General features: G+C 35.0%; 16 protein-coding genes, 1 pseudogene and 1 other annotated feature. Of the genes and pseudogenes, 8 read left to right on the forward strand and 9 right to left on the reverse strand.

Annotated features, from left to right (window positions below):
• Positions 1 to 62: 62 nt before the first annotated feature.
• From EDD71_RS06240 to EDD71_RS06260, 5 genes are all read right to left on the reverse strand, one after another.
• Positions 63 to 1,484, reverse strand: coding sequence for a zinc-binding metallopeptidase family protein (locus EDD71_RS06240; RefSeq protein ID WP_133627891.1), 1,422 nt, complete (start codon positions 1,482 to 1,484; stop codon positions 63 to 65).
• A 212-nt stretch (positions 1,485 to 1,696) separates the two neighbouring features.
• A complete protein-coding gene (yjbM, locus tag EDD71_RS06245; protein WP_133627892.1) occupies positions 1,697 to 2,512 on the reverse strand; it encodes a GTP diphosphokinase in 816 nt (271 codons plus the stop codon).
• Positions 2,513 to 2,682: 170 nt separating this feature from the next.
• Positions 2,683 to 4,371 carry an arginine--tRNA ligase gene (gene argS / locus EDD71_RS06250; protein WP_133627893.1) on the reverse strand — a complete coding sequence of 563 codons (1,689 nt, stop codon included), beginning with the start codon at positions 4,369 to 4,371 and terminating at the stop codon, positions 2,683 to 2,685.
• Between the two features lie 62 nt (positions 4,372 to 4,433).
• Positions 4,434 to 4,659, reverse strand: a binding site (T-box leader).
• Positions 4,660 to 4,706: 47 nt separating this feature from the next.
• A complete protein-coding gene (gene plsY, locus EDD71_RS06255) occupies positions 4,707 to 5,291 on the reverse strand; it encodes a glycerol-3-phosphate 1-O-acyltransferase PlsY (RefSeq protein ID WP_133627894.1) in 585 nt (194 codons plus the stop codon).
• 172 nt (positions 5,292 to 5,463) lie between these two features.
• The gene (locus tag EDD71_RS06260; protein ID WP_133627895.1) at positions 5,464 to 6,618 is read right to left on the reverse strand and encodes an aminotransferase class V-fold PLP-dependent enzyme; all 1,155 of its coding nucleotides are present in this window, start codon (positions 6,616 to 6,618) and stop codon (positions 5,464 to 5,466) included.
• Positions 6,619 to 6,863: 245 nt separating this feature from the next.
• Here EDD71_RS06260 and EDD71_RS06265 point away from each other — a divergent pair, with 245 nt between their 5' ends.
• On the forward strand, positions 6,864 to 7,178 hold the full coding sequence (locus EDD71_RS06265; protein WP_133627896.1) for a nucleoside triphosphate pyrophosphohydrolase: 315 nt from the start codon (positions 6,864 to 6,866) through the stop codon (positions 7,176 to 7,178).
• 47 nt (positions 7,179 to 7,225) lie between these two features.
• On the opposite strand, the gene EDD71_RS06270 is transcribed toward EDD71_RS06265, so the two are convergent.
• A complete protein-coding gene (locus tag EDD71_RS06270) occupies positions 7,226 to 7,906 on the reverse strand; it encodes a manganese efflux pump (protein WP_166636362.1) in 681 nt (226 codons plus the stop codon).
• A 79-nt stretch (positions 7,907 to 7,985) separates the two neighbouring features.
• On the opposite strand from EDD71_RS06270, the pseudogene EDD71_RS06275 reads away from it, so the two are divergent.
• Positions 7,986 to 8,552: pseudogene (locus tag EDD71_RS06275) on the forward strand (nicotinamide-nucleotide amidohydrolase family protein); the annotation flags it as partial.
• Positions 8,553 to 8,582: 30 nt separating this feature from the next.
• On the opposite strand, the gene pulA reads toward EDD71_RS06275, so the two are convergent.
• Positions 8,583 to 10,724, reverse strand: a complete 2,142-nt coding sequence (pulA, locus tag EDD71_RS06280) for a type I pullulanase (RefSeq protein WP_133627899.1) — start codon at positions 10,722 to 10,724, stop codon at positions 8,583 to 8,585.
• Between the two features lie 223 nt (positions 10,725 to 10,947).
• Between pulA and queG the strand changes: the two genes are divergently transcribed.
• The 4 genes from queG (at position 10,948) to zwf (ending at position 14,328) form a co-directional block, all read left to right on the forward strand.
• The gene (gene queG, locus EDD71_RS06285; RefSeq protein ID WP_133627900.1) at positions 10,948 to 11,847 is read left to right on the forward strand and encodes a tRNA epoxyqueuosine(34) reductase QueG; all 900 of its coding nucleotides are present in this window, start codon (positions 10,948 to 10,950) and stop codon (positions 11,845 to 11,847) included.
• Positions 11,848 to 12,034: 187 nt separating this feature from the next.
• A complete protein-coding gene (locus EDD71_RS06290) occupies positions 12,035 to 12,235 on the forward strand; it encodes a DUF4250 domain-containing protein (RefSeq protein WP_133627901.1) in 201 nt (66 codons plus the stop codon).
• Between the two features lie 235 nt (positions 12,236 to 12,470).
• Positions 12,471 to 12,614, forward strand: a complete 144-nt coding sequence (locus EDD71_RS06295) for an NAD(P)-binding domain-containing protein (RefSeq protein ID WP_207669295.1) — start codon at positions 12,471 to 12,473, stop codon at positions 12,612 to 12,614.
• 232 nt (positions 12,615 to 12,846) lie between these two features.
• Positions 12,847 to 14,328 carry a glucose-6-phosphate dehydrogenase gene (gene zwf, locus EDD71_RS06300; protein WP_133627902.1) on the forward strand — a complete coding sequence of 494 codons (1,482 nt, stop codon included), beginning with the start codon at positions 12,847 to 12,849 and terminating at the stop codon, positions 14,326 to 14,328.
• 107 nt (positions 14,329 to 14,435) lie between these two features.
• Here the strand turns inward: zwf and EDD71_RS06305 are convergent, their stop codons facing one another.
• A complete protein-coding gene (locus EDD71_RS06305; RefSeq protein WP_133627903.1) occupies positions 14,436 to 15,680 on the reverse strand; it encodes a lactate/malate family dehydrogenase in 1,245 nt (414 codons plus the stop codon).
• A 9-nt stretch (positions 15,681 to 15,689) separates the two neighbouring features.
• Positions 15,690 to 20,588, reverse strand: a complete 4,899-nt coding sequence (locus tag EDD71_RS06310) for a nucleotidyl transferase family protein (RefSeq protein ID WP_133627904.1) — start codon at positions 20,586 to 20,588, stop codon at positions 15,690 to 15,692.
• Positions 20,589 to 21,013: 425 nt separating this feature from the next.
• Between EDD71_RS06310 and EDD71_RS06315 the strand changes: the two genes are divergently transcribed.
• Both EDD71_RS06315 and glgP read left to right on the forward strand, forming a co-directional pair.
• Positions 21,014 to 21,874 carry a formate/nitrite transporter family protein gene (locus tag EDD71_RS06315; protein WP_133627905.1) on the forward strand — a complete coding sequence of 287 codons (861 nt, stop codon included), beginning with the start codon at positions 21,014 to 21,016 and terminating at the stop codon, positions 21,872 to 21,874.
• Positions 21,875 to 22,170: 296 nt separating this feature from the next.
• On the forward strand, positions 22,171 to 23,784 hold the full coding sequence (gene glgP, locus EDD71_RS06320) for an alpha-glucan family phosphorylase (RefSeq protein WP_133627906.1): 1,614 nt from the start codon (positions 22,171 to 22,173) through the stop codon (positions 23,782 to 23,784).
• Positions 23,785 to 23,925: the final 141 nt, after the last annotated feature.

Raw genomic sequence — 23,925 nt, forward strand, 5'->3', positions numbered from 1 at the left:
AACACCATCCTTAAAGAGATAATTATTATTTACTAACAGTTTATTGGAGTTAATAAAAATTGTCAATGATATTTTTTATTAGAATCCTTGAAAACAATGAAAATAAGAAAGATCATTGTAAACAGGGATAGAATTACGGAATTATCCTTTATAAATCGCTTAAATGATCTGAATGCTGCAATATTTCCGGAAAGAAAATCTATGTTGTAACATTCTCCACCAGTAAGGGATAGAAGAAATTTCCCAGAACGATAAAGACGCTGATAATCCATTACACTTCCTTTTAAACTACTGGTTGTCAGATATAAAAAGTTAAAACCAGAGCTGTTTATAACGCTTTTGGAAGTTACTTTAAAATTGTTTTTATGCAGATAATATTCAACTGAATCACCAAGATATTTTGAAGGCTTGCTGTAGGAAATAAAATTTGTATCCCCGGAACCAAGACCATCGAGTATTAATATATCACCTTCCAAGTTTCTGCTGAATAGTCGTTCAAGTCCCTGTTTATTATACATATAACCTGAGATAAAAGCAAATACAATAGATCTGTCTGGAACTTTAGTCCTCTGGTATTTTACTGCTCTTATGGTATCCAGAAGAACGGAAGGAGCAGTTACATATCTTTCAAATTCAAGATTGTTGTATCCCGGAGTATTGTAAATGCCGTCATAAAAAGAAACAAGAATCAAAGGTTTATAGCTTGAGTTTTTTCCTTTTATAAATCCATATATGTTTCTAAGTTTAGTTGGTTTTATTTCGCCACCAGATTTGATTTTAATAATATAATTATCTTTACTGAATTTTTTTAGCTCGTTAAAAGTCTGTTGGGAGACGATTAACTTTATTAAATTTCCATCTACTAAGCTGCTTTTATCATCATATAGCCCTGACTGTGATTTTAATTCGTTGGAATATGAAGGTGATATAACGGCAGCGGCACCAAGCGACCTAATTTTTGAATCAATATTTATAATTTCATCTGGTGACTTGTTGGCATATCCATCAAACAGCAGTATTTTATCTGATAAATTAGTTTCAGAGTCTAGGGACTTAATATAAACACCGCTGGCTGTGAAAATCCCGGGTTTAATTGACCCTCTAAAATCTTCAAAGAAGTCTTCACCGTATTTATAGCTTTTTACTATACGCCCATATTTAGATTTAGATAATACTTCGAGGCTTGAAGGATATTTGAAGGAAGGAAGGTTTGACGACCATTCTTCTATATAATCAGAATCTTTTAGAGGCTTAATGTTATAGTCAGCAAAAAAACTCATTATGTAATCCCTGGATGCATCTAAATATCCCTGATACTGCTTGTTATTATCCCAGGCATTTTTAAAGGTGTCTATGTGATTAATTATGTTATTCGAGGATGTTATATCGTTTTTAAAGTTTTGACCAAGATTAGAAAATAAAATTATAAAAACTATTACTACTATTAATAAAATATAGAAAAATTTGTCTCTGTATTGCTGCATTTAAATCATCTCCCCATATAATTATACAAAAAATTCAAGTTATTAACTACAGCAATGATATGCGTTTTATTTCTCGCTAACAAAATATGTAAGTTTAATTTTTAATGTATGAAAATTTTAAAGATTTAAAAGAAGTCAAGAAAAAATCAGAAGGTATAGCTCCTTCTGATTTTTGCATAAATAATTCTCTTTATTTCTTTAATTCATATTTATCAGTCAAGCTGGAAAAGCTGTAGCCTGTACTGTTGAACCTTTTCATTTGATTCATCCAGCAGGGCTTTAAGTTCAGTTATATTTGCACCCTCAAGCAATTTGTTAAATTTATCCTGAATATCGCTGGATTCAGATATTTTTCCAAGGGAATATAAAGCAATAATGTTATCAAGAATATCGGATATAATATTTGACTTAACCTCAAAAAGCTTTTGGGCCTCAATTATTTCTTCCTTTATCTCCGACATCTCTTCATCCAGGAGGAAAGCTAATTCAGCAGCTCTCTTTAGCCTTTCCTTTATATGTTCTGGAATGTCCTGTTTATACTTATAGTTTAAAGAATGTTCTATTGTTGCCCAGAAGTTCATTGCAAGAGTCCTTATCTGAATTTCCGCAAGTACCTCAACCTCACCTGAAGCTGTTTGTACAGGATATTTAATTATTATATGATAGCTTCTATAACCACTTTCCTTATTGTTTTTTACATAGTCCTTTTCATATACAATTTTTAAATCTTTACCGTCGCGTTGGTGTATTATCTGTGCAACCTTATAAATATCCTCAACGAATTGGCACATTATTCTTATTCCTGCAATATCCTCCATGTCGTTGGCAACCTTATTCAATGGGATGTCGAGTTTTTTAGCCTTTTCAAGAATACTCGAAATCTCCTTTACTCTTCCAGTAACAAATTCAATTGGGCTGTATTCGTTTTTGCTTCTATATTGTTTTCTTATGCTTTTAAATTTGATTTTAAGCTCCTCAACGGCCTGTTCGTAAGGGATTAAAAATTCTTTCCAATCTTTAACTAGCATACTCCCCCACGCTCCTTTCCTTAGTATATTGTATCAAATTTTTTCATTTAAGGAAATATTAAATAAAGGTAATCGATTCGGCATTATCATATCCAGTTTCCGATGTAACTTGTTATACCAATTTTACTAAAAGGAATGGTCCAGAATTTTTTTCTGGACCATTCCTAACACTACATTTTCTCAACAACGTCAATTCCAAGAAGTGAAAGGACTTTTTTGATAACAATAGTTGTTGATTCAACCAGTTTTAATCTTGCAGCCTTTAACCCCACATCCTCACAGCTTATTATAGGATAGAGGTTGTAGAACTTATTGAAAGCCTTTGCAACATCTATAATATATCTTGAAAGTATTGAAGGTTCATATTTGTCAATAGCTGAAAGTATAGCATCATTTAAACCTCCGAGAAGTTTTACAAGTTCAAATTCCTCTTTTGAATTTAATTTGTTGTAATCAGGGGTGCCGCTAAAGCCAGTGGCTTTTCCAAGAATGCTTCTACCACGTGCATAGCTGTATTGAATGTAAGGCCCTGTTTCCCCATCGAAGCTTAATATGTCATCCCAGTTAAATACTATATCCCTTTCTCGATTATTCTTAAGATAAGTAAAAATAACCGCACCTATGCCAACTTTTTTTGCAACATCTTCCTTATTCTCGAGGCTTGGATTTTTTTCTTCAATAGCTGCCCTTGCACGGGAAATGCCTTCGTTAAGGAGGTCCTCAAGGAAAATAACGTCTCCTTTTCGAGTTGAAAGCTTCTTGTCTGCAAATTTAACGAGTCCGAAGGCTACATGAACGCAGTCATCAGCCCAGTCGAAGCCTGCAAGCTTTAAGGTCGCAAATATTTGCCTAAAATGAAGTGATTGATCAGAACCTACAACGTATATATTTTTGTAAAAGTCATAGGTTCTTTTTCTATAAATTGCTGCGGCCAAATCCCTTGTTGCGTATATCGTTGCGCCATCGGATTTTTTAATAATGCATGGAGGCATGTTGTATTCATCCAAGTTTACTACGAGTGCACCTTTGCTTTCAGTTAACAGACCCTTGTCCTCAAGAATTTCAACAACTTCATCCATCTTATCCGAATAGAAGCTCTCGCCTGCAAAGGAGTCAAACTTTACATTTAGCATATCATATATTCGGTTAAATTCCTTCAGGCTTACATCCTTTATCTTCTGCCAGAGAGAAGTTTCCTCCTCGCATCCGTCTTCAAGACGTTTAAAGTGAAGCCTTCCAAGGTCCTCAAGTGATGGATCCTTTTCCGCTTCCTCATGAAATTTAACATAAATTCTGAGAAGTTCTTTAATAGGTTCCTTTTCAAGGGCTTCTTCATCAACCCACTTAAAGGCAGCTATAAGCTTTCCAAATTGAGTACCCCAGTCGCCAAGGTGGTTAATAGCTATAGTATTATAGCCCTGGGAGGATATAATTTTGTAAAGAGCGTTGCCAATTGCGGTAGAGCAAAGATGACCAACATGGAAAGGCTTTGCAATGTTGGGTGAAGAAAATTCCACTATAACATTTTTGCCTTCTCCAATATTGGAGTTTCCGTAGCTTTTACCTTCACTTAATATTTTCTCAATAGTGCTGCTACTTAGAATACCTTTATCAACAAAAAAGTTAAGGTATGCACCAACAGTTTCAATTTTCTCAAAGCCCTGACTGTCTATGGAGTTTTTAAGTTCCTGAGCAATAAGATTAGGCGCCTTTCTCATTGTTTTTGCAAGCTGAAAGCATGGAAAGGCAAAATCACCCATTTCAGGTTTTGGAGGAATTTCAATCATTTTTTCAATATCTTTGACTGGAATGTTAACCTTTTCACTTATACGGTTGCTTATTAAAGTTTTAAAATCCATATCTACCCCTCCTATTTAGAATAATATTACTCTATTGTAAATAAAAAAACCGTCTCTACAAAGCAAGAGACGGAAATTCCGCGGTACCACTCTAGTTAGCCTATGGCTCACTCAAATTTATAACCCTGTATAAGGGGCACGCTATACTTATGAATGGTAAACTAAAACCAAACATGTTCCAGCGGCTTCTCAGAGGTTCTATTCACTAAAATATCCCTGCAGGCTTCCACCAGACCCTGCTCGCTGGAGGGAAATCCTTTAGCTACTTGTCCTCGTCATAGAATTTCAATATTTATTTTTAGTTATTATACAATATGAAGAAATAAAAATCAACATCATTTGTTTCTGAACTTATTTTCAGTACCTTTTATAAGCCTTTCAATGTTTGATTTGTGTCTGTAAACAACGAATATCGCACTCATAAAGAGCACATAAAATGGTATTGAAAAGCCATAGGTAAAAAGAAACATAAATGAAGCCACAAAGCCTGATATCATGGAAGCAACAGAAACATAATTTGTTATATATCTTAGAATAAACCATAGCGTTGCGAGGATCGCTGCTATAGTTAAATTTATAGCAAGAACTATTCCGAAGAAGGATGATACTGCCTTGCCGCCTTTAAATTGAGCGAACAGAGGGTAGCAGTGCCCAATCATTCCAAAGAAACCAGCTATTGCAGCACCATTGATTCCTATATATCTTTTGGCTATGTAAGCAGGCACAAATACCTTGGCAACATCGATTGCTGAAACAACAATTCCCACTGTTTTACCAAGCACTCTTCCGGCATTGGTTCCTCCTAAATTTTTAGAACCATAGTTTCTGATGTCCTTATTGAAGAATTTCAAACCTATTATGAGCGCTGTAGGAATAGAGCCAACAATGTAAGAAATTATGATAAAAAATATTATCTGCATATTCCCTCTCCTTCAATTTAAAACATATATATATTATTATTTTAAAATAAAATAGTATTTTTGTCTAAATAATATTTTTTATTAAGTATTTTTAAGGATATTTTAATCGCTTATAACGTTATATAACATATATTATTTATTTTAACTTTAAAATATCAATAAAAATACTATGCTAAAGCATTTTTATTGTTTTATATATACTTTCAACAGTATATTTTACTTCATCCATTGTATTAAAGTGTCCAAAACTGAACCTTACTGTGCCCTCTGGAAATGTTCCCAGTGTTTTATGGGCGCTTGGTGCGCAGTGGAGCCCCACCCTTGTCATTATTCCAAACTCGTTATCAAGAATATAGGACGCCTCGGCATTATCGTTTCCTACAAAATCAAGAGAAACTACAGAAGTCCTACCTTCTATGCCCCGAAGGCCTATGAGTTTAACGCCCTTTATGTTTAAAACTTCCTTTATAAATTCTTCAGTAAGCTCCTGTTCAATTTTTCTTATATTTTGAATACCAGTGCTGCTTAAATATTTAAGTGCGGCATTTAGTCCATAAATGCCAGGAATATTTAGTGTACCGGATTCGAATTTGTCTGGCATATAGTCAGGTTGAAGCTCCGATTCTGACAGGCTGCCGGTACCTCCTTCACTTAAAGTTGATACTTCTTTTACAAAGTCGCTGTCTATAAGAAATCCACCTATTCCCTGAGGACCGAGAAGGCCCTTGTGTCCTGTGAATGCCAGCGCACTAAGATTCAATTTTTTAAAATCAACATCAAGGAACCCGGCGCTCTGGGCGGAATCCAGAATAAAATGTATGTTATGCCTTCTGCATATTTTTCCTACCTCTTCAACCGGGAGGATAGTGCCGCAGACGTTTGAGGCATGTGTCATTACAACAAGCTTTGTGTTGGGCTTAATTTTTTCTTTAATATCCTCAGGATTTAATGTTCCATCCTGGCGGCATATGATCCTGTCAAATTCAACACCTGATTTTTTTAATGAATTGAGCGGCCTCATAACTGCGTTATGTTCCATTGATGATACTATTACGTGATCACCATTTTTTAAAAAACCTTTTAATAGTATATTAAGGCTTTGAGTTATATTGGAAGTAAAAACACAATTCAGAGGATTGTCGAAGTTAAATAAATTACATATTAGTTCTCTGGTTTCATAAACCATCTGGCCTGCAGAATATGCATTTTTATAAGTCCCTCTTCCGACGTTTCCGCCGATGTTTTCTATGTAATTATAAACAGCCTGTGCAACTCCCGGTGCTTTAGGATATGAAGTTGCAGCATTATCTAAATAAACTCTTTTCATACTTTTCCCTCCGTAATCATTATATCAAATATTATAATGGTATGTTGTATAATTATGTACAATATAATATAATCTATTTTAAAAATAGGTTGAGAATTTCAGCACTATTTGTGTTTTTTATTATACCGGGTGTGGGATTTATGGCAAAGTCCTTAATATTAAAAATGAATATCCAAATATTGAAAAAAATATTTCTGTATAATACCGCATTACATTTTTAAAACTATCTATATGGAGTGATGTCGATGAGAAAAGAATACTATAAGATAATAAGGGACAGGATTCCTAATATCATTGAAGCGGAGGGTAAACAGTATAAAACAAAGATATTATCCGGTGACAGACTCTTAAAATCGTTAAATGAAAAGCTCTGCGAGGAGCTTGAGGAATATAAGAAAAGCGGCAGCATAGAAGAACTTGTGGATATAATAGAAGTTATATATGGAATCTTAAAATCAAAGGGAATCAGCCTTTTTGAATTTGAGGAATTTAGAAGAAAAAAACTTATAGAAAAGGGAGGATTTCAAAAGGGTATATTCCTTGAATATGTTGATGAATAGGAGAGCTGTGGCAGGAGTATATGGATACTTCTGCCACAGCTCTTTCTTTAGACAAGACGAAGCAGTGCAAGGATTATCAGTATCATGCCTGGAAGTATGGAAATTTTTTCGCCAATTGTTTTAATCAGATTTTGCCTTGCAAGTATGTTTCCAAGACCTATTAGAATGAAATGGGTCAATCCAAATAAAAACGGAGTTATAAAAGGATTAAAGCCCATAAGTGAAAGGGTAAAGGCTGCAATTGATGCATCCATCGCAACAGCAAGGCCAAGTATAGAGCCTTCTATAGGTTTTATATCATTTTTTTTATCGAAATCTGCAAGGATAGGGTCCCCTAATACTTTTATTAAATCTTTTATCTTAAATTTTATATTGCCATTATTGATATTACTTCTGTTTCTAGACTCTTTATATTCAGATATGAAAGTGAAAAGACCTAATAAAAATAGGAGAGCAGCACCTATATATTTTGCAGCTTTGATGGATATAATGTTTTTAAGGTTATATCCTATAACCATTGCAATCAGAGTGCATAGTACCGACCATGATGATATTATTATAAGTGAGATAGGAGTTATTTTAATTTTTCTAAGGCCAAATGCAAACCCGCCCCAGAATCCATCAATGCTGACAGCTATAGCAACTAGAATAAGATTTAGAAAATCCACAAGTATCACCCCTGTTTTAAAATCTATAATAGAATATGTCTTAGCGATGTGAAATGACACATTCGGGTATTGGCATAAATTTTGTTTTACCATATAAGCAACAGGGTATATAATTTATTTGTAATTTAACGTGTACGGGAGGATTAATATGAAGGCTGAAATACTTTCTGTTGGTACTGAGCTTTTGCTTGGAGAGCATGTTTACGGTATCGATGAAACAACTCTTGAAGATGTTGTTGGTAAAATGCTGATAGATTCAGGACTTACAATTTCGACTGCTGAATCCTGTACAGGCGGACTTTTGGCAGGAAGGCTCATAAATTACCCTGGGATATCTTCAGTTTATCTGGAAGGAGTAATAACATACAGCAACGAGTCCAAAATGAAAAGGCTTAATGTAAAAGAGGAAACACTTAAAAAGTATGGGGCGGTGAGCAGTAAGACGGCAGCCGAGATGGCAGAAGGCATTGCTAAAGCTGCAGGGACAGACATAGGTATGTCAGTAACGGGAATTGCAGGCCCTTCGGGAGGAACTGAGGAAAAACCAGTTGGACTTGTGTATCTTGGACTGTATTTAAAGGGTATGGTTAAGACAAAGGAACTTAGGATTGTAGGAGGGGATAGGCAGTATATTAGAAACAGAACGGTTGTGCAGGCTCTTGATTGGCTCAGAAGGGAATTGATTGAATATACAGGAAAAAGGTAAAACGTCCTCCTGTAATTTCAGGAGGACGTTTTACAGTGTAAATAAAAGGTTCATGCTTATTCCTTCAACTTCAATCATGCCTTCTGTTATGGCTTTAATTGACCTATTGCCGGCCTGGTTTTTATTGGCGGCAAGATGCCAAATTCCATCTGGAGCAGGTATTGATACAGAATTCATGTTTCCATTATAAATGACAAATATTTTTTTCCATGTGTCACCTGCATTATCGCCATTTATCATGAAAGCCACAACATTAGGTGGTACATTATCGATAAAAGATACATTCTCTCTAATAGCTTCTGGAGAAGACAGTCTGAAGGCAGGATGATTTTTTCTGATTTCTATAAGCCCTTTATAATATTCAAAAACATCCAGAAATTCCAGCTTTCTATTCCAGTCCATCCAATTGATATTGTCAGGAGAGTTGTAGCTGTTTTCTACACCGTATTTAGTCCTGCAAAACTCTGCTCCTGAATGTATGAAGGGGATTCCCTGGCTTGTTAATACTATGGCATTTGACAGTTTCTGCATTGCCTTTTTGTCTTCCAGGCTGAACTCTCCTGCACATTTTTCAAGCTTATCCCAAAGGGTGTTGTTATCGTGGGCAGATACATAATTAATCGACTGAACAGGCGAAGTGTATAATCCTTTTATATCATCGCTATAAAAAATGCAGCCAACAACCGATACTTTTATTCTGCTTTCTAGGCCAGGCCTTCCACTTACAAATCCTTTTTCTGAGGCATTAAATACTCCTCCTCTTATGGAATCCCTTATGCTGTCGTTAAAAAATCCTATTCCGGGAAGCCTGTATGAATTGTAGTGGGTTGCTTTATCCTCATCCTGTAAGCCTGTATTTAAATTCCAGCCTTCCCCGTAAAGCATTATTGGCCTTTCAAGGGTATTCAATTTATCCCTAATTTTATTCATAGTTTCTATATCGTGAAGCCCCATTAAATCAAACCTGAACCCATCTATATGATACTCCTGTGCCCAATATAATACAGAATCAACTATGAACTTTTGCATCATCTTGTGTTCAGATGCTGTATCGTTACCGCATCCGCTTCCGTTAAACAGCTCATTTTTTTCATTAAAACGAAAATAATATCCAGGAAAAATTTTTTCAAAGTTATTATTAATGCTGTCATACATATGGTTATATACAACGTCCATATTTACACATATTCCCTCCTTATGGAGGAGATAAATAAGCTGTTTTAATTCTTTGATTCTGCATATCGGATCATAGGGGTTAGTGGAGTAGCTTCCCTCAGGCACATTGCAGTTCTGCGGATCATATCCCCAATTATATTTTAAATGAGGATTCACTTCATCAATGCTCTTATAGCTGAAATCAAATATGGGCATAAATTGTACATGTGTAACTCCAAGTTCCTTTATATGGCTTAAAGCTGTGGAAACGCCTCCGCTTGAAGCAGTGTTTTTCTCAGTAAGGCCTAGATATTTGCCCTTGTTGAGTACGCCGCTGTCAGGGTGCATAGTCATATCCCTTATACTCGCCTCATATATGATTGCATCGGTATAATTTTTAAAATATGGAGATCTATCCTGCTGCCAGCCGTCAGGGTTGGTTTCCAGCAAATCTACTATTGCACCCCTTAGTCCATTTATTCCACAAGACTTCGAATATGGATCCACTGCTTCGTTTATTCTACCGTAAACTTTCACTTCATAGGTATAGAACATGTTTTTTAAATCTCCATTTACACTTATGCTCCATAAACCTGAGGTTTCCTTTAAAGGTATTCTTGTGGGTTCCTCAGGTATTGATGGATCGCCATTTTTGTAAAGTAGAAGCGTCACAGATGAGGCCGCAGGGGACCAAACTTTAAAAACAGTGCGCTCCCTGCTGTATAAAGCACCAAGTTTGCCATCATAATAATATCTATCATTGAAGGTTTTGCTTTTATACAATGGGTTATAGGATGCTTTAACACAGTTTCCATTCAGGCATATGAAACATTCATCTTTGATGTTGATTTCATCCTTTAAAGTAAAATCCATATAGTTACCATAAATAGTAAAACTATCTACCTTTAAGTAATTACTTCCATTCATTACTTTAATCTCTGACAAATCTACTCCTAAATGATCAAAATGGACATTTATATGCTTAAAATCTAACACTGAAGCCCATAAAATCCTCATCTATATCCACCTCAAATTACCAATAATATAAGCCTATTATATTAAATATGCCCATAGAAAGATAATTGTTATTCTTCTCAAAACTTTATGTGTAGCTCTAAATTTATTCCATATATTTGATTTTTTTATTATACTTATAAATATAACAAATGCAAGCTTCATATATAGGACTTAATATGGAGATAATAAAAAAAGGATTAATTTATCGAATGGGGAGAGAAGGGTGAAGGAAAAACTTAAGAATTTCTGCAAAAGTATAGGAATTGAGTATGTTGGCATTGCATCGCCTGGTCCATACTTGGAACTTCAAAAGATATTAGAGGACAGGATCAACAAGGGGTTTTATACCGGCTTTGAGGAGAAGGAGCTTAAAAAGAGGATATACCCTGAAATTACAATGCCGGATGTTAAATCTATAATTGTATGTTTATTCCCGTATTATGTAGGGTATTCCAACGATACCAATATATCGAATTATACATACGCCAGGGACTACCATTTAATTGTAAAGGAAAAGTTGATAAATATCGGAGAATTTCTTAGAGAAAACATAGAAGGTTTTAACTATATGGCTTTTGTTGATACAGGTCCACTTGTAGATAGATATCTAGCGTACCTTGCCGGGCTTGGCTTTTGGGGAATAAACACACATATAATAAATGATAAATATGGTTCCTACGTATTTATTGGTTATTTAATGGTAGACTACGAATTTGAGTTTGATACTCCTCATGACAGGACCTGCATACAATGCGGGAGTTGTATTAGAAATTGTCCTGGAGGAGCAATCCTCGGTGGGTTTGAGATTGATCCGAGAAGATGTGTATCCTATCTAACCCAGAAGAAGGGGGAGCTCTCAGAGGAGGAAAAGGGGTGTATAAGAAACAATGGACATTCTGTATTTGGATGTGACATATGCCAGAAGGTTTGTCCTCATAACATGAATAAGGAACATACAAACATGGAAGAGTTTAAAAAGGATTTAATTTATAAGCTCAACTATGATGAATTAAATTCTATTTCTAATAAAGAGTTTAAAAGAAGATATGGAGACAGGGCATTTAGCTGGAGAGGCAGAACTATTATTGTAAGGAATTTTGAATATTTAATGGATGATAAATAGTTAAAAACCCGGATTTCCGGGTTTTTAACTATTTCATTCCACTTGAACCTGATGTATAAAATGAAATTCTTATTTGTATAAGCCGGTTGACTAGAGATATATGGTAATTGTATATTCAATATATACATATCATATTTATAATTTTTTCGTAGTGCTGTTATATTTGGAAAAAGGAGATGTTGATTAAATGGATAGAGAAACAATTCTTGCTATGGATTCGTATATATTGCTTAGCTGGCTTAACATGAAGCTTAGAGATGAGTTTGACAGTCTTGAACTTCTATGCGAGGAATTTGGTGTAGATGCTGATGATTTGGTGGAGAAACTCCATAAAATAGGGTACAGGTATAATAGAACTACCAATCAATTTATTAGTGAAGATGCATAGTATATGTATCGAATTATTCCGTTGTGTTCGTTCATTATATTACTATATATTTTAAGATAAATTAGTAAAATTAGCTAAAATTGATACATTTATTTCTTTACTTAAGATATAATAGGATATATAATGATAAATAACATTAAATGAAAAATATTTGCATTTAGCGAATAAAATGGAATACACATAATATTTAATAGGAAAACTATATTTAAAATATTTTTAGGAGGAAATGGTAATAATGAAAATTGGACTCATTGGTCTTGGACGTATGGGTTTCAGCCTTGGATTTAATATGCGAGACCATGGGCATATTGTAGTAGCTTACAATAGATCGCCGGAAAAGATGAAGAAAGCTGAAAAGGGGGCTAATAGTAGCATATAACGTAGAAGAGCTTGTTCAAAAATTTGAAAAATAAGCTATATGGCTTATGATTCCTGCGGTAAAGCCTATAGATGTAATGGTAAACTAATCAGAACAGGAAGAAACTTTCTCAGGGAAAGTGGTTGATGCTCTTAGAAATGAGTTCGATGGTCATGCTGTTGAAACTAAATAAGCTGCTTGGCGTAGATTGAGGGTGATATTGTTGAGTACTAATCTAAATTTATCATGTGTTATGGTTATTTTTGGTGGAACAGGGGACTTAACACACAGAAAACTTATACCTGCACTTTATAACTTAAAGTATGAAGGCATACTTCCGGATAATTTTGCGGTGATATCCGTTGGAAGAAGAGAAAAAACAACTGAAACATATCGAAACGAAATATATGAATCGGTGAAATCCTTTTCCAGATTTAAAATGGATGATGAAAAATGGAAGGAGCTTTCTGAAAGAATATACTACCACAGACAGGATTTTTCAGATGATGATGGTTACATCAGGCTTAATGATTTTTTAAATGAATTGGATAAGAAGTATAATACAAATGGAAACAGAGTTTATTATCTTGCCGTTGCTCCGGAAAGTTTTGAAACAATTGTAGGAAAGCTTCATAAACACTGCATGGCTGACAATAGCAATTCATGGAGAAGGGTAGTTATAGAAAAGCCCTTTGGAAGGGATTTAAAATCAGCACAGTTTCTAAATCAAAAGATAAATGAAGCATTTGCAGAAAAGGATATCTATAGAATCGATCACTATCTTGGTAAAGAGATGCTTCAAAACATTATGGTTATTAGATTTGCCAATGCATTCTTTGAGCCTATATGGAATAACAGGTTTATAGATAATATTCAGATATCATCAAGTGAGATGGTAGGGGTTGAAAACAGAGGAGGATATTATGAAAAAGCCGGAGCATTAAGGGATATGGTTCAAAATCATATGCTTCAGCTTTTAACGCTAACAGCTATGGAACCTCCTGTTAACCTTGAAACTGAGTCCATAAGGGATGAAAAGGTAAAGGTTTTGAGGTCCCTTCAAGTCCTAACTCCAGAACTTGTAAAGAAAAACGTTGTAAGGGGGCAATATGGTCCGGGAAAAATTGAAGGAAGAGGGGTTCCTGGATACAGAGAAGAGGAGAGAGTAAGTCCGGATTCTAAAACAGAAACTTTTATAGCCCTTAAAACCTATGTCGAGAATTTTAGATGGAGCGGTGTTCCATTTTATATTAGAACGGGTAAGAGAATGCCGGCTAAATCCACTGAGATAGTCATTCAATTTAAGCCACTGCCGGAAATACTTTACTTTAAAGAATATGGCATAATGGAGCCTAATCTGCTGGTTATTAAAGTTCAGCCCCAGGAGGGGATATTTTTACAGTTTAATGCAAAACGTCCTGGTACTTCAAACATAATTGTACCTGTACAGATGGATTTCTGCCAAAACTGCCACGCAGGAAGCAACTCACCAGAGGCATATGAAAGGCTTCTATATGATGTGATGAGGGGAGATTCCACTCTATTTACTAGATGGGACGAAGTGGAGCATTCCTGGAGGTTTGTTGATAATATTGCACAGGTATGGAATGACGAGAATACCGAGATTTCAAAGTATGAATCAGGAAAATGGGGACCTAAGGAGGCAGATGAGCTTTTAGCCAGAGATAATAGGAAATGGTGGAACATTGGGGAAGTTAGCTTTAAAAATATTTAATTTAAAATATGGTAACTTTTATAAGGTTACCATATTTTTTATAAATTATGCACAAACGATATTAAGGGATGAAGCTTCCATATTATACGGTTTAGAGGAAATTTCATTCATAAAATACCAGCCAGCGTTTCATAGGCAAGCTTAATACGTTCAAATAGAGCATCAGGAATATCTAATCTTTCAAGTTCAGTTCCCTTTGATGTCAATCTATTTTTTGCCCCCATGAACACTCCACCGAGAAAAGTAGCACTGTAGTGCCACTCTCCCCGTATTGTTGCCAACAGGGATAAGCTTCCGGATGAGAGTGCGGGTGCAATATAGGGTTTGTGCCCGGCTTTCCTTATTTCGAGGTTGGCTTTTTTCGTTTTTTCGGTTAGATAAATAGAAAGCTCATGGTTGTAGTTTCTTATGCTGTCTGCTACTATTAATCCATCTCCGTGGGGCCCAAACACTCTGCCTTCATGCAGGAAGTGCTCCAACTCTGGTTCCTTCTGTGCAAAATATGCAGCCCTTGCATTCATAACTCCAAGCCCATAACCTCTTATTTGATCAGGTGCAAGCCCCATAAAATCTAACTTACCCGATTTATCGGTGTTGCTGGATAGAAACGCCGACTTGCACAGGAGATCAACTGGATCGGACACAACCGCGAATATGCCCTTAAATGCATAATTTCTAGCCTTTTTTGCGTAGTAATTTATTATTTTAGAATTTCCTTTAAATTGTGCCATTCTAACATCCATGCCTTCCTCACCTATAGGGGGAACACCACGGGATACGCAAAATATAAACATGTCACAGTTAAAAATATCGTCTTCATCAATTTTGATCACAGAGGGCATGGGCTCACTATGAAATGCTGGCAGTATCTGGCTGACTTCCCTTTCCCAGCGGTTTACTTTGTTGATGTCAATATCATATATACCTATACTTGAAATGCAGTCCCCTCCAAGAAGTCTGAGACCAGTTATAAGCATTCCACCTACATCTCCGAGGCCTGCAATGTTAACTCTCCATTTATCGGGAAAGGATGTTTTAGTAACATCCTCCCAGCCAGGATAGTTTTTGTTTAATGCTATTACTTTTCTGAAATTGATTCTTTCTATAATCCATGAAGGAACGTTAACCGCAGATTCCGGTGCAGCTTTTAAAAGCTCTACCCCCTCTGACTCAATATAAAGTAGGGATGGGTCAGTGATTACAAAACTCCTTCGTGATGTTAATGCATCTAAATCCATTAGAGCATATATATATCCTTCTGAGATTCGGGCTTCATCTTCCGATATTCTATGGAAATCATCGTATTTTTTATTTGAGATAAAAACGTGTTTATTAAAACTATAGTAATACATAACTGCCTCCTAATCCTTATTTAACAGATATTCAATTCGGCTTAAAAGCTCAAGATCGTTTTTAAGATAATGTGAAGCATTAAGGTTTAAATCATAATTCATGTTGTAACCATGATCAGGACATCTTGGAGACATAAATACCTGGCCTAACAGCCCAAGAGTAAGGCTCCTTTCTTGGATAAATTGATATTCGCTTTCCAAGGCAGCCATAATATCCAGGGCGTTTTCTATACAAACCTTTGAAAGGTTGAATATTGAACTTGTTGAAGTTCCCTTTATGAAGGTTGGTGATGCATATGGCAGTATGAGGTTTATCGATGGAATAAGATTCCTACGGGGATAATCCCCCTGCCAGACGGTATCCCCTCCCATAAAGGGGTATAGAAGGCTTTCATTGAACCAAACTTTGAGTTTGGGGATATAGTAGGCGCTATCAACGCTTCTATTTTGAATATCCATAAGTTCTTTTCCCATTCCAGAGAGTATTCCCACTATTATTTTTTGGACATTTATACCTTCTTTGTTGAGAAGAGGGTCAAGTGCTCTTATTCTATAGCCTTTATGAAGAATATCATCAACTAAAATAACAGGCCTGTCAAATGCTTTAAGCATCCTAATCTGATTTTCAAGGCTCAGATAGTTTGGAAAAGGTCCTATGGTATAGCTTTTCAAATCCCTCGAGAAATATTTTTCTGTGTGAAGAGATTTAGTTATAGTGTTTGGAACTATATTTCTTTTAAGTATGTTTCCAAAGGGAACGCACATTGAGTTGCCAAAGCTTCTGGGACAAAGTGGAGTTGTAGGGACCCCGTTCTCTCTACATATCTTTTTAATAATGTTTTCATACATCATATTTCTATTAAAGGAAAGCACCAGATTACCGGGGTAAAGCTTTGTAAGTGCCTCTTGAAGCCTTTTTCTCGATGTTTTAATAACTTTATTTATATTATTATTGCTTCGAAAGGGCTCCTTTATAATTGTTTTTATGTCAAGATTCAGGGTACAGGGTGAGCTCATATTTACTACATAGAAGGGTGAATCATTGGAATTATATGGTAGTTTTATAAACCCCTGCAGTCTCAGTACATCTTCAATTTGTCTGGAAGAAAAGTCGAGTATTATGCTTTTATATACTGCGTAATCATAATCTCTGGAAAGGCAGAATGCTAGAGTTTCGGTAAGGAGCATCTGCTCAAGGTTTTTTATTTTTGTGTTTTTATTTATATACATGCCGCCTATAAGAACTATTCTACCTGCAGCATTTTTTCTTATGTATTCACAAACTAATACATTTTGAAGCTCGCGATAAAGCTCGCTTATCCTTATCCAATGTATTAGTGAGAAGGCTACTATAGAATTGTTCTCATTTACTGAACGGAGCGCAACAATTCGAGCTGATGGCTTTTTGGAGAAATTCTTTAATTTTTCATATAAATCATACGGCCTGTTTTCAAGCAGGGAACAGATTTCATCAATGATGCCTTCATTAATGTTATTAATGACTTCCACGTCGACAGAAACGGTTTGAATAGGAGATTTATACTGAGGCTCGTGCTGATAATAGCCATTTTCATACATGTACCTCTGTACAAGTGGATCTATTAAACTTGAAATATCCATATTCTTATCAATATAATCCCTTATTCGAGTTGAACTTATATCCTCATACTGGGGCGCAAGGGAGAGATAAATAATCTCTCCATCTATCAGTTTTAATACATCATCAAGCCTGTGTTTCTTACCAGCAGGCTTCATATTTCGCTTAAATATTATATGTGAAAAGGAATGTATAGAATTTTCACTTTTGCTCTTCTTGTAGGCAGATGCGTTTAAAAGAACGTCGCTTCCTACCACTATATAAATTTCAGAACAGGGAAATGCATTTCTTAAAGTCGACAAATTATCGTTGTTTGAAATATTAATCTGAACATCCTCTGGAAAAAGGTAAACTTCAAGTTCATCTGCAATGGACATACTAATTATATTTCTTCTAATCATATGGGGCCTTGTTTGCTTTGACCAGGAAAACTCATCAACTGCAAGGAAAACTTCAAATCCAAGATCTTTTATGGCCTTTACTATTTCCTTATGGCTTAAGGAAAAGGGATCAAAGGTTCCAGGAAAAAAGGCAACCTTGTCAGGATGTTGTAACTCGATTTTTCCCCGGATGCATGTATATTCTGAAATAAATCTGTATATATGGTTAAGAGAAGCAGCTTTAGTAAGAAAGAGCAGCTCTTCATCAGAATCGTCAACTATGAGGGTAAGGAGCTTTTTAGAGATCAATTTGAATATGTTGTATTTTTGTTCTAAACCCAACCATCTGGAACAGAATATATCCTTGCCAATTACTCTGTATGCCATCTGTTTAACCTGAACATTGTAGTTTACAAGACCGTTTAAAAGTATCCCCAGCATTTTAATCAGCCTGTTTTTAAAATTCTTTTCATCTTCATTAAACATATATCTATATTTTGGGTAGTTAGCTATTACTATTCCGATTGTCTTTAAAATAAGGGATTTAACTCTGGGTTCAGACTGCTTTATTTTACCGATTAAATCATCTGTTACCTCATCTAATTCAATGGGCTTTAAGAAAAGCAGGATCTGTCCAAGGGAATAAGGAATAAATTCAGCAAATCTAAGACCTTCTATTTCTAGGGCTCTTAGAAGTTCAATTGCAACGTCGTTTCTCTGCTCTGGTGAAAGATGCGGAATAATCCTGACAAGGGCGTCACCGGCAAAGTTTCTAACGCTTTCAACTGCACTAACCTTTAGAAGATTGCAGTAGTGTAGTGCAGTATAAAATGCATTTTCCTTTGGATGCTTCAAGGAATGGTCAAGCAAAAGCTCAACCTGTATCTTTTTAATTATCCAATCCGTTGCTGTTTTTAGGTTGCTCAAGTATATATCAGGTATTTTCTTTAAATCACGTTTACAGAAATCTGAAAATCTTTTTTTTATGGCATCGTCCAAATCCAACTGATTTGCGATTTTTTCCTTAAGAAAATTCTCAGCAGGTATTTTGGAATAGTTAACTTTATGTGTAAGCTTTGTCTTGAGGTTTATAATAAAAATAAAATCGCTGCTCAGTCTATACAATAAACTTCTAGAAACATCAAGTGCAGCAATTCTTAAAATGGAATTTTTAGAATCAAGCATATCCAGTATATAATTGAAAATTACGAGTGAATCCTTGTTTTCTGAAAACGGTATATATTTTGCAGCATAAAGTAAGGTGAGTTTATTGTCATTTGTGCTGTATTTTTCTTTATCATAATATTTAAATATAACGTCGCAATAAGCGTCAATAAGATTACTTTTGGCATTATTAAATAGTGAAGAAATCATAATTGGCAGAGTGTATACTATCCATTTTCTATGCTCCAGCAAAATCTTATGGTCAGGGAACAGGAATAACCCTAAGTATTTATTCAAAAGATCAACACTTGTAAATTTAGGAGATCCAAGTTTTGCACTTGAAGGCAGCTCTTTCCTATAATCTTCATCAAATTCAGCTATTAGAACACCGATAAGCTCAGCAGACTTTTTTCGAATATCCTCCTCAGGGTGAGTGAGTTCCTCGTATAAAAAATTTAGTGTGATAAGCTTTTGCTTTTGAGTTAAATATGTCGAATACTCTTCAAATATTTGAAGATATTGGCGGAGATTTTTCCAGTCATTTTCACTTCTTGCAAGATCAAGGATGAAATTAAGGGATGATTCTGTTCTCAGTTTGTACATAAGTTTTATATTATTTTCTATTGAAACATATTTGAGATTTTCTACAACTTCCTGGCCGTGCATAAGTGGATAGCTAAACTTTTTCCGGATTTTTAAAGCTTCGTTGTCAACCCTATCTGAAAAATCTGTGTTAACTTCTATTCCAATATTAATCATAAAACTTTCAAAATCTTCAAGCTTAGAATATACTCGCTTATATCTGTTAAGCTTCATGTCATCAACGTTATCGAGCTTATCAAGTATTACGTTAAATGCGTCCTTTAAAGTGAGAAAATGCATGGTGTCCTTTCCGTTCTTGTCCTTCAGGTTTTTAACCCTGAAATCGGAATAAATGAGTATTAGGGATTCCAGAGGAAGATTTTCCAGTTCAAGATCCCAGGTTGAGTGGTTCAAAGCTATGTTTCTTATGTAGAGTATATCATGCCTTGTAAACCATAAATCAGTATAATAATAATGAAGATAGGGTACTCGCTTTATTTCTGAACCCGTACATCCATATTTACCTATATCATGGCCTGCAGAGGCTCCGGATACTCTGCCAAGGTCTATCGGAAGGCCCAAAGACTGAAACTGTCTGGCTAAAAACATGGCAAGGTAGTGTACACCGCAAATATGATCCAGGGTGTTATATCCTAAAAGCTCCTGATTCAATTTCATCATTTCATAAATATATTCTTCATCGAATGAGTTTAGAAATTTTAAGTATTCATCTGGATTTTCAAGGGAATTAATCTCTTCCTGGGATAGAAAATAAAGAGGATACTTGCTCTGCCATGTTCCGTCATTTGAATGCTTTTGAATTTGGGATGCTATTTTAAGCACCTTTAAATATATTTCATATGATTGTGCATCTATTGACGTATATACTAACGTTGAAGCGTGGGGAAAGGATTTACTAAGTGCATACTGGTATACATTCATAAGCCACTCCATATTATTTTGAACAGGAGCTATTAGGTCAATCAAGTTTTTAATTAGAATTAAAGTGGAAAAACAGCTAAAATCCTTTTTTTCGACCATCGACCTAATATGGCTTTTTACCTCTTCACTGTATAGGAATTCTTTCAGCATTTCCTTGCTGAGCAGATGTCTATTTATAAATTCATTGTTCAGTAGTTCATATAACAAATTGTCATAGAGTTCTTTTTCAAGCTGGCCATTCATTTTTATCCCCCTTAAGCTTAAATGAATATGGTAAAGATCTCTAGTATAATTATATTAATATTTTTATGATTTTTCTATTAATAAAGCTTTTATATATACTCTATATTTGAAAGTGCTTTATATAAAATATAATATAAAGTTAACAATAATGGAAAAATATGAAGTGATCGTTATGAAGCTTGATGTAAAAAGCAACTTAATTAAAAGAATCTGCATTACCTGATAGCTGCGAAAACGCGAAAACCTGCATGAAAGAGGAAAATTAATATAGTAAAAAATGTTGAAAAATGCAATAAAATCGATTATGATTTTATTGCATTTTATTTTATTGTTAAATAGCTAACAGATATTATGTGACCTTATTCCAGAGGAAGTATTCAATATTTATTTCCGTGGAAATAATTTACAAAAGAAGGGGATGTATTATGGAAAAAAGAATGTTGCTGCCAGCTGAAGTATGTGAGGAAACAATAAAAACGGGAATTAAAAAAACTAAAAATGATATCTTTCAAACGATTATACTTGCAATTATGGCAGGAGCGTTTATTGCAATTGGAGGCTTTGCTTCATCCGCTGCTTCCCATAGTATTAAGAACGTGGGGTTATCAAAGCTCGTATCAGGTGCCATATTTCCAGTAGGCCTTATACTCATTTTAATATGTGGAGCTGAACTTTTTACAGGAAATACTCTTCTTTCAATCGCACTTATTGAACGGAGAATAACATTAAAGGGATTGCTCAAGAATTGGACTTTAGTATATGTGGGGAATTTAATAGGTACATTGATTATAGCCTTTATTATTTTTGAAGCAGGCCTTTTTGCTACCAACTTCGGCCTTTTAGGAGGTTATGCTATAAAGGTGGCTGCAAATAAGGGAGGATTGACCTTTGGCACGGCTTTCGCCAGCGGAATACTTTGTAATTTTGTAGTGTGCCTTGCTGTTTGGGGAGCTTCTGCAGCAAAGGATGTTGTTGGAAAAATATTTATGGCTTGGTTCCCCATAATGGCATTTGTAATTTCTGGATTTGAGCATAGTGTTGCCAATATGTACTACTTTTCATCGGGCATGTTGGCAAAACTGAATCCTGAATTTGTTAAGGCTTCAGGACTTTCCAGTGAAAAGCTTGCGAATGTAGATTTAATACATGCTGTAAATAACCTTATTCCAGTAACGCTTGGAAATATAATTGGGGGAGCAGTTTTTGTAGGGGCTGCATATTGGATAGCATATAAACATGCACCATCGATAGAGACTAAATTTAAAGCAACGATAAATAATAATTAAAAAGCTGTTAAATCCTTATTTTAATATAAATCTGTATGGAGTTATTATCCTTGTGGAATAAATTATCCTCTGTATTTAAGAAATATATAGAGGATAATTTATTTTTTTGAAAAATAAAATAACAGTGGGAAGTATTCAAGCTGTTATCTTTAATTATATATGAAATTAAGATAAATATAAAAATTTATAAAATTTATATAAAAATACGTGCAAACGATTGCGTGTTTTCGAAATATTTACTAAAATATATACAACGATATTATATTAAGATATGTTTTCATAAAGGAGGGAATAATATGGTCAATAAATTACCAAGGGTTGCATACTTTTGTATGGAATATGGTCTTGACTCTAATTTTAAAATATATTCTGGAGGACTTGGAATACTCGCGGGGGATATAATTAAAGCTGCGAAAGATATGGATATGCCAATGGTTGGTATAGGAATAAGATGGAGGCAGGGATATGTTGATCAGTATATTGACAAGAATGGCTATCCCTATGACACATATCACGTATATGAATATGACTTCCTTGAGGATACAAAAATAAAGATACCAGTTGAAATTAGAGATAGGACGGTCTGGTGCAAGGTATGGAAAGTCGATAAATTTGGAAACGTACCTTTATATCTTCTTGATACATATTTGCCCGAAAATAGTGATTGGTATATAACTGGACAGCTTTATGGCTGGTTTTCGGAAGAAAGAATAGCACAGGAACTTGTACTTGGTGTTGGAGGAATAAGGGCATTAAGAGAATTGGGAATCGATATAGATGTATATCATTTTAATGACAGCCATCCATTGTTTGCGGGTATAGAGCTTATTAGAGAAAAAATGGATGAAGGCTTGGATTTCGAAAGTGCATGGAAGGAGGTAAAGGAAAATATTATATTTACAACACACACTCCTGTCCCTGCTGGAAATGAAATTCACTCACACAAGCTATTACAATATATGGGGGCATATTTAAACCTCAGTCAGGAACAAATGATTGCCCTTGGAGGAGATCCTTTCAATATGACAGTTGCAGGCCTTAGAATATCAAGAATAGCCAATGGAGTAGCTCAGCTTCATAAGGAAACTGCTTGTAATATGTGGAAGGATGTAAAAGAAAAGGCACCAATAATAGGTATTACAAATGGTGTACACGTTAAAACATGGCAGGATGTGAGAATCAGAGAAGCCTATGAAAAGAATGAAGATTTATTAGAAGTTCACCAGAATTTAAAGATGAATCTTATAAAGTTTGTTAAGAAAAGAACAAGTGTTAAGCTGGATCCTGATAAACTGCTTATAGGCTTTTCAAGAAGGGCAGCACCTTATAAGAGGAGCGATCTTTTATTCTATGACGAGGAGAGAGTAAGGCCTTACCTTGAAAGCGGTAGTATTCAGATAATATTTGCAGGGAAGGCCCATCCAAATGATTATACAGGAAAAGGAATAATTGCAAATATAGTTAAAATGTCGAAAAGATATCCAAATAGCATAGTATTTCTTGAAAACTATGACATGGAAATCGGTGCTATGCTTACAAAGGGGTGCGATATCTGGCTTAATAATCCGAGAAGGCCTATGGAGGCTTCCGGGACTTCTGGAATGAAGGCTGCTATGAATGGAGTTTTGAACTGTAGTATACTTGATGGATGGTGGCCTGAAGCATGTGAGCACGGAGTTAATGGTTGGCAGTTTGGGGACGGGTTTGAAAGTGAAGATGAGAAGGAAGTAGATGAACATGATGCTGAGGCTCTATACAAAGTATTATTTGAGGAAGTCCTCCCAACATATTATGAAAATAAGGATAAATGGAGAGAAATGATGAAAAACAGCATTTCAAGCACCATGTATAAATTCTCTGCTGAGAGAATGCTTAAGGAGTATTATGATTTAATGTATACAAAAAAATAATTTAGCATTATGAAAAAGCCCATGCATTCACATGGGTTTTTTCTTTATGTCTTTTAGAGCTAAAACTGGAAAGGGCGTTAATTTAATATAAAAATAGAGAAAAATACTATAATTTTATTTTTTATAAGACATGCTTTGGGG

Origin of the sequence: Fonticella tunisiensis, from assembly GCF_004364155.1 — a bacterium.
GTDB lineage: Bacteria > Bacillota > Clostridia > Clostridiales > Caloramatoraceae > Fonticella > Fonticella tunisiensis.